The organism is Streptomyces sp. NPDC006691 (assembly GCF_042869955.1).
Lineage (GTDB): Bacteria > Actinomycetota > Actinomycetes > Streptomycetales > Streptomycetaceae > Streptomyces.
On sequence record NZ_JBIAGW010000008.1, the window covers coordinates 277,116 to 290,994 of the forward strand.

At 72.5% G+C, this 13,879-nt stretch carries 11 protein-coding genes; 6 read left to right on the top strand and 5 right to left on the bottom strand.

Annotation, left to right across the window (positions count from 1 at the left end):
* Positions 1-299 precede the first annotated feature (299 nt).
* On the bottom strand, positions 300-1,193 hold the full coding sequence (locus tag ACFYNP_RS20475) for a L,D-transpeptidase family protein (RefSeq protein WP_388405925.1): 894 nt from the start codon (positions 1,191-1,193) through the stop codon (positions 300-302).
* A 194-nt stretch (positions 1,194-1,387) separates the two neighbouring features.
* Between ACFYNP_RS20475 and ACFYNP_RS20480 the strand changes: the two genes are divergently transcribed.
* Positions 1,388-2,968, top strand: a complete 1,581-nt coding sequence (locus ACFYNP_RS20480; protein WP_388405927.1) for a methylmalonyl-CoA mutase — start codon at positions 1,388-1,390, stop codon at positions 2,966-2,968.
* Positions 2,969-3,103: 135 nt separating this feature from the next.
* Here the strand turns inward: ACFYNP_RS20480 and ACFYNP_RS20485 are convergent, their stop codons facing one another.
* Both ACFYNP_RS20485 and ACFYNP_RS20490 read right to left on the bottom strand, forming a co-directional pair.
* Positions 3,104-4,261, bottom strand: a complete 1,158-nt coding sequence (locus ACFYNP_RS20485; protein WP_388786944.1) for an acyltransferase family protein — start codon at positions 4,259-4,261, stop codon at positions 3,104-3,106.
* A 168-nt stretch (positions 4,262-4,429) separates the two neighbouring features.
* The gene (locus tag ACFYNP_RS20490; RefSeq protein WP_388786947.1) at positions 4,430-5,926 is read right to left on the bottom strand and encodes an FAD-dependent monooxygenase; all 1,497 of its coding nucleotides are present in this window, start codon (positions 5,924-5,926) and stop codon (positions 4,430-4,432) included.
* 38 nt (positions 5,927-5,964) lie between these two features.
* Here ACFYNP_RS20490 and ACFYNP_RS20495 point away from each other — a divergent pair, with 38 nt between their 5' ends.
* The gene (locus ACFYNP_RS20495; RefSeq protein ID WP_388405935.1) at positions 5,965-6,612 is read left to right on the top strand and encodes a TetR/AcrR family transcriptional regulator C-terminal domain-containing protein; all 648 of its coding nucleotides are present in this window, start codon (positions 5,965-5,967) and stop codon (positions 6,610-6,612) included.
* A gap of 46 nt (positions 6,613-6,658) precedes the next feature.
* On the opposite strand, the gene ACFYNP_RS20500 is transcribed toward ACFYNP_RS20495, so the two are convergent.
* Both ACFYNP_RS20500 and ACFYNP_RS20505 read right to left on the bottom strand, forming a co-directional pair.
* On the bottom strand, positions 6,659-7,978 hold the full coding sequence (locus ACFYNP_RS20500) for an alpha-2,8-polysialyltransferase family protein (protein WP_388786949.1): 1,320 nt from the start codon (positions 7,976-7,978) through the stop codon (positions 6,659-6,661).
* Positions 7,978-8,961 carry a glycosyltransferase family 2 protein gene (locus tag ACFYNP_RS20505; RefSeq protein ID WP_388786952.1) on the bottom strand — a complete coding sequence of 328 codons (984 nt, stop codon included), beginning with the start codon at positions 8,959-8,961 and terminating at the stop codon, positions 7,978-7,980. The genes ACFYNP_RS20500 and ACFYNP_RS20505 overlap by 1 nt, the downstream gene beginning before the upstream one ends.
* A gap of 188 nt (positions 8,962-9,149) precedes the next feature.
* On the opposite strand from ACFYNP_RS20505, the gene ACFYNP_RS20510 reads away from it, so the two are divergent.
* From ACFYNP_RS20510 to ACFYNP_RS20525, 4 genes are read left to right on the top strand one after another with little or no spacing between them, the layout of a single operon-like run.
* Complete coding sequence (locus ACFYNP_RS20510) at positions 9,150-10,523, top strand: DUF6716 putative glycosyltransferase (RefSeq protein WP_388786954.1); 1,374 nt, start codon at positions 9,150-9,152, stop codon at positions 10,521-10,523.
* Complete coding sequence (locus tag ACFYNP_RS20515; protein WP_388786957.1) at positions 10,523-11,752, top strand: cytidylyltransferase domain-containing protein; 1,230 nt, start codon at positions 10,523-10,525, stop codon at positions 11,750-11,752. Before ACFYNP_RS20510 ends, ACFYNP_RS20515 begins: the two co-directional genes overlap by 1 nt.
* Before the next feature lie 43 nt (positions 11,753-11,795).
* The gene (locus ACFYNP_RS20520; RefSeq protein ID WP_388405948.1) at positions 11,796-12,740 is read left to right on the top strand and encodes an N-acetylneuraminate synthase family protein; all 945 of its coding nucleotides are present in this window, start codon (positions 11,796-11,798) and stop codon (positions 12,738-12,740) included.
* A 15-nt stretch (positions 12,741-12,755) separates the two neighbouring features.
* Complete coding sequence (locus ACFYNP_RS20525; protein ID WP_388786960.1) at positions 12,756-13,847, top strand: hypothetical protein; 1,092 nt, start codon at positions 12,756-12,758, stop codon at positions 13,845-13,847.
* Positions 13,848-13,879: the final 32 nt, after the last annotated feature.

Below are 13,879 nucleotides of genomic sequence, written 5' to 3' on the forward strand. Positions count from 1 at the left end.
GGAACGCCCGGCCCGCCCGCCTCGGGCCGAGGCAGGCGGAACGCCCGGGCCGCCCGCCCCGCACTGCGGCCGCAGGACCGCCGGAAGACTCGGCCGGCGCCCCCGGAAGCGTGGTCCAGAACCCGCAGTAACGTTTTTTGAGACGGCGGCGCAGTACTGAGTGAGCCGACTGGTCATCGGCGGCGCAGATGAGCCGGGGTTCCCCCCGTACCCATGGCTCCGCGCGAATGGCGCGGGCGGGACACGTTCCCCCGGTCCCGCCCGCGCCCCCCACACGGAGCGACCACCCGAAGCGTCGGCTACCAGGAGACGACGACCTTGTCGCCGATGTGCACCTGGTCGAACAGGGCCGAGACCTTGGCCTTGTCCCGGACGTTCACGCAGCCGTGCGAGGCGCCGTTGTAACCGCGCGCCGCGAAGTCGGACGAGTAGTGCACCGCCTGGCCGCCGCTGAAGAACATCGCGAACGGCATGGCCGTGTGGTAGATCGTCGAGACGTGGTCGCGGCTCTTCTCGAAGACCTTGAAGACGCCCTCGCGGGTCGGCGTGTACTGCGAGCCGAAGCGGACGTCCATCGTCGACCGGACCTTGCCGTCGACCACCCACGACAGCGTCCGGCTGGTCTTGTTGATGCAGATCGTGCGGCCCGTCATACAGCGCGGGTCGAGCTTGGCGGCCGGCTTGTTGACCGCGCGGCCCGCCAGCTCGTCGGCCGTCGGCCTGGTGGTCATGCCGAGCAGCCTGTCCCAGGTCACGGTGTCCGTCTTGCCCGTCGCCGGGAGCCCGCGCTTGCCCTGGAAGCCCTTGACGGCGGCGGTGGTCGCGGCCCCGTACGTGCCCGTCGGGGTGTCGTCGAACCAGCCGATCTGGGCGAGGCGGGCCTGGAGCTCCTTGACCTGGGCGCCCTGGGAGCCGTTGGACATCAAGACCTTCGCCGGCGGCGTCGGCTTGGCCGACTTGCCGGCCGGGGCGCCGGGAGCGGCGGGTGAACCGGACGGTTTGTCGTCGGTGGCGGCGGAGGCGGACGCGGCGGGCGTGCCCTTGGCCGGCGTGGAGGAGGAGGGCGCCGCGGGAGTGGCGGGCGCGCCCGCGTCCGCCTTGCCGCCCTGCGGCCCGCAGCCCACGGCCACCGCGATGACGGCGGTCGCGGCGAGGGTTCTGGCTATGAGAGTGGTGCGTTGGTTCCGGCGCATCGGTCGCCCCCCTGTTCCTCTGGTGTCCCCTGAGACAGATTCCCGGCCCGAACGGTTGCAAAAGCTGCCGCAGGCATCGCGGATGCTGTGAGCAAGCTCCCAGCGTGCGCCTCTCCACCCGCCGCACGCCCGCCGCTACAGTCCGTCGCGAGGGTTGGGTACGAGTAGTAGAGCTCTAGCGGGAGGCACAGCACATGGCGCGCGAGTCTGAATCCGGGTTGCCCATCGAGCCGGTCTACGGACCGGACACCCTCGCCGGATGGGATCCCGCGGAGAAGCTGGGCGAGCCCGGCTCGTACCCGTTCACGCGCGGCGTGTATCCCTCGATGTACACCGGCCGGCCCTGGACCATGCGGCAGTACGCGGGCTTCGGCACCGCCGTCGAGTCCAACGCCCGCTATCAGCAGCTCATCGCCAACGGCACCATGGGGCTCTCGGTCGCCTTCGACCTGCCGACCCAGATGGGCCACGACTCGGACGCGGCGATCGCCTCCGGCGAGGTCGGCAAGGTGGGCGTCGCCATCGACTCCGTCGACGACATGCGCATCCTGTTCGGCGGCATCCCGCTCGACAAGGTGTCGACATCGATGACGATCAACGCCCCCGCGGCGCTGCTGCTCCTGATGTACCAGCTGGTCGGCGAGGAACAGGGCGTCGCCGCCGACAAGTTGACCGGCACGATCCAGAACGACGTGCTGAAGGAGTACATCGCGCGCGGCACCTACATCTTCCCGCCGAAGCCCTCCCTGCGGCTGATCGCGGACATCTTCAAGTACTGCCGGGCCGAGATCCCCAAGTGGAACACCATCTCGATCTCCGGCTACCACATGGCCGAGGCCGGGGCCTCGCCCGCGCAGGAGATCGCGTTCACGCTGGCCGACGGCATCGAGTACGTCCGCACGGCGGTCGCGGCCGGAATGGACGTGGACGACTTCGCGCCGCGGCTCTCCTTCTTCTTCGTCTCCCGCACCACGATCCTCGAAGAGGTCGCCAAGTTCCGTGCCGCGCGCCGCATTTGGGCCAAGGTGATGCGGGACGAGTTCGGCGCGAAGAACCCCAAGTCGCTGATGCTGCGCTTCCACACCCAGACCGCGGGCGTGCAGCTCACCGCCCAGCAGCCCGAGGTCAACCTCGTCCGCGTCGCCGTCCAGGGCCTCGCGGCGGTGCTCGGCGGCACCCAGTCGCTGCACACCAACTCCTTCGACGAGGCGATCGCCCTGCCGACGGACAAGTCCGCCCGGCTCGCCCTGCGCACCCAGCAGGTCCTCGCGTACGAGACCGACGTGACCGCCACCGTCGACCCCTTCGCCGGGTCGTACGTCGTCGAGAGGATGACCGACGAGGTCGAGGCGGCGGCCCTCGAACTCATGGAGAAGGTCGAGGAGTTGGGCGGCGCGGTCAACGCGATCGAGCACGGCTTCCAGAAGGGCGAGATCGAGCGCTCGGCCTACCGCATCGCCCAGGAGACCGACTCGGGCGAGCGCGTCGTGGTCGGCGTGAACCGCTTCAAGGTCGACACCGAGGACCCGTACGAGCCGCTGCGCGTCGACCCCGCGATCGAGGCCCAGCAGGCGGCGCGGCTCGCCACCCTGCGCGCCGAGCGCGACCAGGCGGCGGTGGACGCGGCCCTGGCCGAGCTGAAGAAGGCGGCCGAGGGCGAGGACAACGTCCTCTACCCGATGAAGGACGCCCTGAAGGCCCGCGCCACGGTGGGCGAGGTCTGCAACGCGCTGCGCGAGGTGTGGGGGACGTACGTTCCCACGGACGCGTTCTGATCCGCGCCTTCCGTCCGCGCGGGTGCCAGTCCGTGCGGGTGACCGGGGGCGGAAGCCGCATGCCCCCGGTTGCTCGCGTGCGGAGCGAGCTTCCGACCCGCACCCCGCACCCCGTACCCCGCGCGCGGCCGATGCTCAGCGGGGCGTGCCCGCCGGGGCCGCCTTGCGGGCCAGCGCCCCGCGCAGCAGCGGCGTCGCCCAGCGTTCGATGTACCGGTTCATCAGCCACGCCAGCGCCAGCATCGCCGCCACCGTGAGGGCGAAGGTGGCCGGGGCCGGGATGTGCAGGCCCCGGTGCAGTACGCCCACGACCACCCAGCCCAGGTGTTCGTGGACCAGGTAGAACGGGTAGGTGAGGGCGCCCGCCACGGTGAGCCAGCGCCAGTTCGCCCAGCGCAGGTGGCCGAGCGCGATCAGGGCGACCAGCACGAAGCCCAGCGTGATGATGGCGATGATCACCGAGGCGTGCCGGTTGGAGAAGGCCGCCGGGTTCGGCTTGTGCCACAGGCCCGCGACCGCCCAGTGCTGGCCGATGGCCCAGCTGACGGCGACGATGCCCCAGGCGGTGACGTCACGCCGGTTGCGGTGCAGCAGGTACAGGCCCATGCCGCCGATGAAGAAGGACGCGTACTCGGGCATGAACACGGCGTCCAGGAACGGCTGGTGGGCCGTCGCGGTGAGTGCGGCGGCCAGTGTCCAGCCCGCGCAGAACAGCACGACGCGGCGCCGGGTCGCGCCGGGCAGCACCACACAGACGGCGAACAGGGCGTAGAAGCGCAGCTCCGCCCAGAGCGTCCAGCACACCCCGAGCACCCGGGGCACGCCGACCGGCATCTGGAGCATGGTCAGGTTCACCACGAACTCGCTGGGTGTGACGGTCTTGTAGACCACCCAGGGCAGCGCGAACACGGCGGTGACGATGATCAGCGCGGCCCAGTACGCCGGGTAGAGCCGGGAGACGCGTGAGGCGAAGAAGGAGCGCAGGGGCCGGCCCCAGCCGCTCATGCAGATCACGAAGCCGCTGATGACGAAGAAGATCTGCACCCCGAGGCAGCCGTAGGAGAACCACTCGTGGGCGGACGGGAACAGTTTCTTGGGGGAGGCGCCCCAGCCCCTGCTGATGTCCCCGGAGCGGCCGCCGTAGTGGTAGAGCGCCACCATCAGGGCGGCGATCAGACGCAGCCCGTCGAGTGCGCGCAGCCGGGAGACCGGCGCCGCCACGGGCGGGCGCTCGGGTTCCTTCTGCGGCTGGCCGCCGCCGGTGCTTCGTACCCGCGGCAGGGTGTTGGTCACGGTGTTCCTCTTCCCGGCGGTCCGCTGCGGCCCGTCGGGCCTTGGCGTCGACAGAGTAGGACCGCCACGGCCCGCGAACGGGGTCGTGGCGGTGGAGTTCCGCTGCCCGTCGCGGACCGTTCATCTGCTGCCGGAACGGGTTTGCCCGGGCGTCGACCGGGGCCGGCGTCAGGCCGCGCCGAGCGAGGCGAGGTAGTCGTCGAGACCGGTGCTGTCCGCTCCCGCCCAGCCCACATGGCCGTCGGGCCGGACCAGGAAGAGGCCGCGTCCGTACGCCTCGTACGGGCCCAGCTCGTGCACCCGGACGAGGTCGGACGCGAGGGCGGGGGCCGGGGTGTCGACGGCGAGCAGGGTGAAGTGCGGGCCGCGCAGGAGGTCGAAGATCCTCCCCTCCGGCAGCGGGCCGTCCGGGGCGCGGTCGCCGGCCTCCAGGGCTCCGGCCCGGCCGGTGGAGAGCGGGCCGCCGCGGTAGCCGAGGCCGAGCTGGCCGGTGTCCGACCGGCGCCTGCTGTTCTCGCCGACCATGGCCGTGCGGTGCAGCCGGGTGCTCAGACCGAGCACGCCGGCGGCAATGGGCCGGCGCTCCTCCTCGTACGTGTCGAGCAGGGTGTCCGGGGCGCCGTGGCGGAGCACCTGGGCGAGCTTCCAGCCCAGGTTGTAGGCGTCCTGGACGCTGGTGTTGAGGCCCTGGCCGCCGGCCGGGGAGTGGATGTGCACGGCGTCGCCCGCGAGCAGGACGCGGCCCGCGCGGTAGCGGTCGGCGAGTGCCGCCCGGGGCCGGAAGTCGGAGGCCCAGTGGACCTGGGCGACCTGCTCCTCGGTCATGGGGGTACGGGTGGCGACCAGCTTGCGCACGCCCGCTTCGCTGGTGTCCGGGACGGCTTCCTCGTCGGTGTACTCGGCGATCAGCTGGAACAGGCCGGGCCCGCCGGGCAGGGGACAGATCAGCACGCCGCCGTCCGGACTGCCGTTCCACAGATGCCAGTTGAGGTCGTCGACGATCGCGTCCGGGGTCATGGTCAGGTCCGCGACGAGCATGGGCTTGGGGTCGACGCTCTCGCCCAGCAGGGCGATGCCGAGTTCGCGGCGGATGCCGGAGCGGCCGCCGTCGGCGGCGACGAGGTGGCGGGAGCGGATGGTGCGGCCGTCGGCCAGCGTGGCGGTGACGCCGTCGGGGTCCTGGGCCACCGCGGTCACCTCGGCGTGGAAGACGACATCGCCCCCGATGCTCCGCAGGTGCGCGTACAGCAGGTCCTGGAAGCGGGCCTGGCCGATGAGCAGGCCGTTGGCGTACGGCTCCCGCTCGGTGGGCTCGCAGCGCTCGATCATGTCCCACTCGCGGCCGCGCTCGGTGCCGTCGGGGCCCACCCACTCCAGCATGCGCGGGTAGTCGCGGCCGGCCCGCAGCACGGTCTCGACCAGGCCGAGGTCGTCGAGCAGTTCCAGGGTGCGCGGCTGGAGGCCCTTGCCGCGCGAGCCGGGGAAGAGCCGGTCGGACTTCTCGACGAGCAGGGCGGGGACGCCGCGGCGGGCGAGGTCGATGGCGAGCACGAGCCCGGTGGGCCCGGCGCCCACGATCAGGACGTCGGTGGTCGCGGGAGCGGCCCCGGCGGGGGCGGCGGGGGCGGAGCCGGGCACGGGTTCCTTAACGGTGTTAAGTTCCATGTTCGGAAGGATGCGCTTAACGGTGTTAAGTTGTCAAGGTGGCTACGACGAAGATCGACCGGGCGCAGGTCGCCGACACCGCGCTGCGGCTCCTGAACGAGGTGGGCCTCGACGGGCTCACCCTGCGCGCCATCGCGAAGGAGCTCGGGGTCCAGGCGCCCGCCCTGTACTGGCACTTCAAGAACAAGCAGGCGCTGCTGGACGAGATGGCGACGGTCATGTACCGGCGGATGGCCTCGGACGGCCCGCCGGGTCTCGCCGAGCCCACCTGGCAGGGCCAGCTGTGCGCCGTCAACCGCGCCCTGCGCGCGATGCTGCTCGGCTACCGCGACGGCGCGAAGGTGTACGGCGGCGCCCGCTTCACCGGCACCGACCACGCGGAGGCGCTGGAGGCCTACCTCGGCCGGATGTGCCGGGACGGCTGGGTGCTGCGCGACGCGGTACGGGCGGGCACGCTGGCGTACGCCTACACGATGGGCTTCGTCGCGGAGGAACAGGGCAGTGTGCCGGCGCCGGGCGGGCAGGGCGAGGCCTTCGACGTGGCCGCCCGCGCGGAGCGCCTGGCCGCCTACCCGCTGGCCGCCGCGGCGGGCGCGGACATCTTCGAGTCGTTCGACGAGCGGTTCGAGGAGGGCCTGACCGTGCTGGTGGCCGGCATCGAGGCGGCGTACCGCCCACGGGAGTGAGCCACGGCCGCCCAGGACCGGGGCCGGGGGCCGCGGTCCTTCGCGGCTAGGCCCGCCGCGGCGTCAGCCGCCGGACCCGCCGGGCCACCCGGCGCACCGTCGCGTTGCGCGGGATGAAGCCCAGCTGGGACGGGATCGCGCCGGGCAGGGCGAGCGCGGTCAGGCGGCGGCGCTTGAAATACCGCCAGGTGTGGGTGTTCAGGGAGGCCGAGAGGTAGCGCTCGGCCGCGCCGCGCAGGTCCGGGCGCAGCTCGGGCTGCATCGCATAGCCCACCGCGCGCAGCAGCTCCGGCAGGTCCACGGCCGGGTGTGCCTCGCCCTCCAGGGGCGGGAGCAGCGCGTCCGCGATCGTCACCGGGACCCGGTTGCTGTTCTGGTACGGGGCGATCCGGTCCAGGAGGAGTTCGGTGCCGACCCGGGCCACCGCAATGCCGTAGAAGGACGAAGCCGTCAGGAGCGCCGTCGAGAAGCAGCCCACGACGAGCGCGGGGGAGAGGCGCTCGTAAAGCACCTCGGCCATCAACGGGCGCTCCAGGACGGTCAGTTGGACGTCGAGCGTGACCGCCTCCGCCTCCAGCGCCTGTGACCAGGCAGGCGGCGCCGACGGGTGCGGTTTGAAGACGATCCGCCGATGGCCCCGCGCCGCCGCGCCCCGCAGCATGCGCAGGTGCAGCTCCTCCTCCTGGGCGGGGGTGAGGATGGACAGCGCGGACAGGTACTGGCCGAGCAGGAGGGCCGGCGGCTCGCCCTCCGAAGGGAGACCCGACTCGGTTTCCGCGGCCGCGAGTTCACCCACCGTCTTCACGAAGGCCGCCGTCGGCACCGTCTCGCTCGGCACGCCGAACTCCCCGAGCAGCAGCGGCCGCAGCTCCGGAACCAGGTCGAGGTGCAGCACCCGGCGCACCCGTGAACCGATGAGCGGGTCCAGCTTGTTGCGGGTCGGGCCGTAGGTCATCAGGCCGTCCGCGTACACCGTGACCGGCGCGTCCGGGAAGAGCTGGGCGACCGCCTGGGCCGGGTTCACCTGGATGGACTCCAGGGCGAGCTCGATCCGGTCGCCCCCGAGCTCCCACAGCACCCTCAACTGCCGCTCCCAGAGCGGGACATCGTCGGGGCGCGGGGACCAGCCGCCCGGGTGGAAGGGGGCGATGGTGTCGTTCCAGGAGAGCACCCCGTCGAAGCGGCCGCGCAGCAGCTCGAAGCCCGGCATGGTGTCGAGCGACGGCGACACCTCCGGCGCGGGCGCGTTGTTGCTGATGAGCAGCAGCCGCCGGTCGGCCGCGGGGAAGCAGCCGCTGTCGAGCGCGGCGGCGAGCGTGGCCACCCCGTACAGGGTGGACGCCGCGAAGATCTGGGTCGTGGGCATCAGGCGGCAGCTCCCGCCGAGGGTGCGGCCGGGCGGTGGCGCAGCCTGCGCAGCCGGGCGGCGCGGCGCGCGTCCATCGAGTTCAGGGCGTCCCTGAGGTGGTCCTGCGGCAGCCGTTTCAGCGCGCCCGCGCTCAGGGCCTTGAGTTTTCTGGCCACGGCCGGTTCGAACCTTTCGATGCTGCTCATATGGTGGGAAATGATCGCGCAGTACGTCCGCACGGCTTTCGGGAGCAATTCGTCCGCATCCCGGTCCTTGGCCGTCTCCGCTATTACTTGATCGAATGCGCGAATGAAATCGAGTTGTCGCACATCGCCGATTTGCGTCAGCGAGGAGGCGACCCCGCGCCGGTAGAACACGCCGAGCTGTCCCGTCACCGCGAACGACTCCGCCTCGCGGTGCAGCCGCCAGATCCACGGCCGGTCCTCGGCCGTGCGCAGCCCGTCGGTGAAGTGAAGGAGCCCGCGGTCGGCCAGCCTGCGGTGGTACATCCCGGCCCAGGCGAACGCGTAGTCCACCGAGGTGGAGCGGGTGGCGGGCAGGATCGCCTCGCGCGGCGACATCACCTCACCGCGCCGGCCGTGCGGCACCCGGTGCACCGTACGCTCCTGGCCGGTCACCTGGACGTGGTCCGTGCGGACGAAGTCACACCCCAACTCCTCGATGCGAGAGAGGAGTTGGGTGAAGTAGCCGGGGGCGAGCCAGTCGTCGCCGTCCAGGTACGTCAGATATTCGCCGCGGGCCGCGTCCAGGCCGGTGTTGCGGGCCGTGGCCAGACCGCCGTTGCGTTCGTGTCTGAGCAGCACCGCCCCCGGAAGCTCGCGTTCGGCCCGTTCGAGCAGCTCGATCGTGCCGTCCGACGAGCAGTCGTCGACCAGCAGGAACTCGAAGTCGTCGCGGGCGTTCGCGCGCAGACTTCGCAGGGTGTCGGGTGCGTAGGCGCGCACGTTGTAGAACGGCACGATGACGGAGAGCTTGACCACGGCGGTGACGCTAGGGCGCCGTTCCGTCATTCGTCCTGTCCGGCACCAAGATGACGGGTGAACGAAGAATGGCGGGACCGTTAACCCGTCCGCCGGGCTGTCCCGCACTCCTTGAGTAGTCGCGCTGTTAACCAGTTGTTGCAGTCGAGTTGGGCCGCGAATACGCGGGGCTTCCTAGTTTCTACGGCGTGCCATCACGTACCGATTCAAGGCTGCGGATCGCGGTTCTCGCGGATTCGGACACCCGGTGGAAATGGGGTGCGCTCACCGCGCGCCGCCTCGCCGAACAGGCTCCCGGGACCGACTCCGCCGCAACCGCGCCCCTCGCCCCCGAACTCGACGGCTTCCTGCTCCGGGGCCGCGCCACCCCCACGCCTCGCCAGCTCGCCGAGGTGGGGGTCGCGGCGGACGCCCTGCGCGAAGTGACGATGGCTCAATTCCTGGACGCGGTAGCCCTGTCGGGCCCCTCGGGCTCCCCGGTCCCGCCGTACGACGTCATCGTGCTCGCGCTCGTCGGCGGTGCCGCCCAGGCCGCGCTGCACGGGCTCGCCGCCCGGCTGCGGGGCCGGGCCCGCCGTCCGGTGATCGTCACCGGCTATGTGGGCGTCGTCTACGAGAAGCTCGCCGACGGCCTGCTGCTCCGGCACGGCGCCGACATCGTGCTCGCCAACTCCCGCCACGACGCCGGGCGTTTCCGCGCGGTCTACGAGGGCGTGGGCGCCGACGCCTCCGCCGTCACCGAGGCCGCGCTGCCCTTCCTCGGCGGCGCCGCCTACACGGCGCAGCCCGGCCGCGACACCGTCGTCTTCGCCGCCCAGCCCTCCGTACCGGAGAGCCGCGCCGACCGCCGGTACCTGCTGGAGCGCCTGGTCGGGCACGCCCGGCTGCACCCGGAGCGCGAGGTCGTCCTCAAGCTCCGCTCCAAGCCCGGCGAGCACACCACGCACATCGAGGAACACCCCTTCCAGAAGCTCGTCAAGGGCCTCGGCCCGCCGCCCAACTTCTCGCTCGCGTACGGGAACATGGGCGAGATCCTGGACCGCGCCGACCTGCTGGTGACGGTCTCCTCGACCGCCGCCCTGGAGTCGCTGCACCGCTCGGTGCCGACGGTCGTCCTCACCGACCTCGGTGTCCGCGAGGTCCTCGGCAACCACCACTTCCTCGGCTCCGGCTGCCTGGCCTCCTGGGACCGGCTCGACGCCGGGCACCGGCCCGTGCCCGACCCCGAGTGGCTCGCCGCCCAGGGCGTCGCCCCGGGTGACGCGTACCACCGCGCCTTCGATCAAGTGCGGGCCCGCATGGGCGAGTTGCTCGCCCGGGAGAGCCTGCCGCCGATCACCCCCTACTACACCGCCGCCACCGCGCCCGGCTACCTCCCGGGCATCCTCGCCCGCCACCACCTCGCCCCCGACGGCAGCCCGCTGCCGGGCGCGGCCCCCGCCACCGAGCGGACCGGCCTGCGCCGGGTGATCAGGGACGCCGTGCGCGACGCGGCGCGCGGCGCCTACCGCCACGGCGTACAGCGGGTCGCGCCCGTCATCCGCCGGATGGGAGAACTGTGATGCCCCCGACCGCCGCCACGAGCACGCCCCCCAAGGTGCTCGCCGTCATCCCCGCCCGGGGCGGCTCCAAGGGCGTGCCCGGCAAGAACCTCTCCTCCGTCGCCGGGGTCCCGCTCGTGGTGCGGGCGGTGCTCGCCTGCCGGGCCGCACGGCTCGTCACCGACGTCGTCGTCTCCACCGACGACCCGGCGATCGCGGCCGCCGCCCGCTCGGCCGGCGCCGACGTGGTCGTCCGCCCGGCCGGCATCTCGGGCGACACCGCCACCAGCGAGGCCGCCGTCCTGCACACCCTGGACGCGCACCCGGACACCGACGTGGTGCTGCTCGTGCAGTGCACCAGCCCGTTCCTGACCCGCGAAGACGTCGAGGGCGTGGCCGCGGCGGTCCTGGAGGACGGCGCCGAGACCGCCGTCACCGTCGCCCCCTTCCACGGCTTCCTGTGGCGCGAGGACGAACTCGGCGGCGGCCAGGGCATGGGCCACGACAAGTCGTTCCGACCGCGCCGCCAGGACCGTCCGCAGGACTTCCTGGAGACCGGCGCCGCCTACGCCATGGACGCCGAGGGCTTCCGCACCCACAAGCACCGCTTCTTCGGCCGGACCGCGCTCGTGCGCACCGACCCGGCCCGGGTCCTGGAGATCGACGAGCCGCACGACCTGCAACGGGCCCGCGCGCTCGCCCCCGTACTCGACCGGCTCCCCACCCCGACCCGGGACGACATCGACGCGGTCGTCCTCGACTTCGACGGCACCCAGACCGACGACAAGGTCCTCATCGACTCCGAGGGCCGCGAACTCGTCGCCGTGCACCGGGGCGACGGGCTCGGCATCGCCGCCCTGCGCCGGGCCGGACTCAAACTGCTCATCCTGTCCACCGAGCAGAACCCCGTCGTCGCCGCCCGCGCCCGCAAGCTCAAGATCCCGGTCCTGCACGGCATCGACCGCAAGGACCTCGCCCTCAAGCAGTGGTGCGAGGACGAGGGCGTCGACCCCCAGCGGGTGCTCTACGCCGGCAACGACGTCAACGACCTGCCCTGCTTCGCGCTCGCCGGCTGGCCGGTGGCCGTCGGCAGCGCCCACGACCCGGTGCGCGCCGCGGCGCGTGCCGTCACCCGCGCCCCCGGCGGCGAAGGAGCGGTCCGCGAGATCGCCGGCTGGCTCCTGGGACCCGAACTCACCGACACCCCACCGCTCCCGCACCTCCCCGAGACCGACCACACCCCCGCCTGACCTCCACGCCCGACCTCCCCACCCGATGTAAGGAAACACCCTCATGAGCAACCGTCTGCGCACCCTCGGCAGCCGCACCGCAGGCCCGGGCCACCCCGTGTACGTCACCGGCGAGATCGGCATCAACCACAACGGCGACCTCGACAACGCGATCGCCCTGATCGACGCCGCCGCCGACGCGGGCTGCGACGCGGTCAAGTTCCAGAAGCGCACCCCGGAGATCTGCACCCCGCGCGACCAGTGGGACATCGAGCGGGACACCCCGTGGGGCCGGATGACGTACATCGACTACCGCCACCGGGTGGAGTTCGGCGAGGACGAGTACCGCACCATCGACGCGCACTGCAAGGAGCGCGGCATCGACTGGTTCGCGTCGCCGTGGGACACCGAGGCCGTCGCGTTCCTGGAGAAGTTCGACGTGCCGGCCCACAAGGTGGCCTCCGCCTCGCTCACCGACGACGAGCTGCTCCGCGCCCTGCGCGCCACCGGCCGCACCGTCATCCTCTCCACCGGCATGTCCACGCCGAAGCAGATCCGGCACGCCGTCGAGGTGCTCGGCAGCGACAACATCCTTCTGTGCCACGCCACTTCGACCTACCCGGCCAAGGCCGAGGAGCTCAACCTGCGCGTGATCAACAGCCTGATGGCCGAGTACCCCAACGTGCCGATCGGCTACAGCGGCCACGAGACCGGCCTCCAGACCACGCTCGCCGCCGTCGCGCTCGGCGCCGCGTTCGTCGAGCGCCACATCACCCTGGACCGCGCGATGTGGGGCTCCGACCAGGCCGCCTCCGTCGAGCCCGGCGGCCTGACCCGCCTGGTCCGTGACATCCGCACCATCGAGGCGGCGCTCGGCGACGGCGTCAAGAAGGTCTACGACTCCGAGCTCGCCCCGATGAAGAAGCTGCGCCGCGTCACCGGCGTCGTCGCCCAGGCCGAGGCCGCCGACGCCGAGAGCGCCGGGGACCGCGCTCCGGCCGCGGTCTGAGGGGGCGGGCCCGCCGTGCCTCGGGACACCTCCGCCACGCTCGCCTTCGTGGAGAGCCCGGTCCAGCTGCTCAACGTCCTGGAGTGGGCCCATTCGCCGGGCCCGCTGCTCGACGGCGTACCCGCACAGCAGCGTCCCGAGGCGCCCGACCTTTCGGGTCTGACCGTCGTGGTGCTCTCGCCGACCGACCCCATGTCACGCGGCCAGCTGCGCCGGATGGCCGAGCTCGCCCGGGACGCCGGCACGAAGGTGCGCTGGGAGGAGGCCCGGGGCGGCCTCACGGCGCCGCTGCACACCATCGGCGGGCTCACCCCGATGCTGCGGCGGGCCGGCCGGATCGTCATGGGCGACCCGTTCTCGCGCTACGTCCAGCTCCTGCTCACCGTCTCCCGCGCCCGCGACCTGGTGGTCGTCGACGACGGGACGGCCACCATGGAGTTCGTCTCCCAACTCGCCCGCGGCGAACGCCTGGTGCGCTGGCACCGGCGGGGCAGCCGGGCCGGTATGCGCGACCTCGCGTTCGCGCCGGTCTCCGCGGCGGCCCGCCGCCGGCTCACCCCGGCGCGGCGCCGCAGCGTCGAGGTGTTCAGCGCGATGCCCGTCGAGGCGCCCGAGGGCGTCACCGTCACCGCCAACACCTTCGGCTGGACGCGCGCGGGCTTCGGGCCGCCGCGCCTGACCAAGGGCGCCGATCTGGTGGGGACCTCCCTGGTGGAGACCGGGGTCGTCGACCCGGACAGCTACCTCGCCGCGGTCGCCCAGCTCGCCCGTACGCACGGCGTGACCCGCTATTTCGCGCACCGCAGGGAGTCCGCCGAGAAGCTGCACACGCTGCACGCCCGTACCGGCCTCGAAGTCGTACGCCCCGACCTGCCGCTCGAACTCATCGCGCGCCGGGGCCCGGTGGGCCGCACGATCCTCAGCTTCCCCTCCACCGTCGTACACACCCTGCCGCTCGCGCTCGCGGGCACCGGGGTGCGGGTCGTGGTCTGCGACATAGACCCCCGGTGGCTCACCGACAAGGCCTCGCCGCGCGCCCAGGGCTTCCTGGACGGTGTGACGGGGACGGCACGCCGGGCCCACGGCCTGGCCAGAGTGGCCGCGTAGGCGGGCCCCGCGGGTGTCGTCCTGCCCTGGGG

Excerpts from the sequence above, each read along its gene's own strand:
- ACFYNP_RS20515 (WP_388786957.1), top strand. The coding sequence starts at position 10,523 with ATGCCCCCGACCGCCGCCACGAGCACGCCCCCCAAGGTGCTCGCCGTC.
- ACFYNP_RS20490 (WP_388786947.1), bottom strand. The coding sequence starts at position 5,926 with ATGGAACTTAACACCGTTAAGGAACCCGTGCCCGGCTCCGCCCCCGCC.
- ACFYNP_RS20475 (WP_388405925.1), bottom strand. The coding sequence starts at position 1,193 with ATGCGCCGGAACCAACGCACCACTCTCATAGCCAGAACCCTCGCCGCG.
- ACFYNP_RS20520 (WP_388405948.1), top strand. The coding sequence starts at position 11,796 with ATGAGCAACCGTCTGCGCACCCTCGGCAGCCGCACCGCAGGCCCGGGC.
- ACFYNP_RS20500 (WP_388786949.1), bottom strand. The coding sequence starts at position 7,978 with ATGCCCACGACCCAGATCTTCGCGGCGTCCACCCTGTACGGGGTGGCC.
- ACFYNP_RS20480 (WP_388405927.1), top strand. The coding sequence starts at position 1,388 with ATGGCGCGCGAGTCTGAATCCGGGTTGCCCATCGAGCCGGTCTACGGA.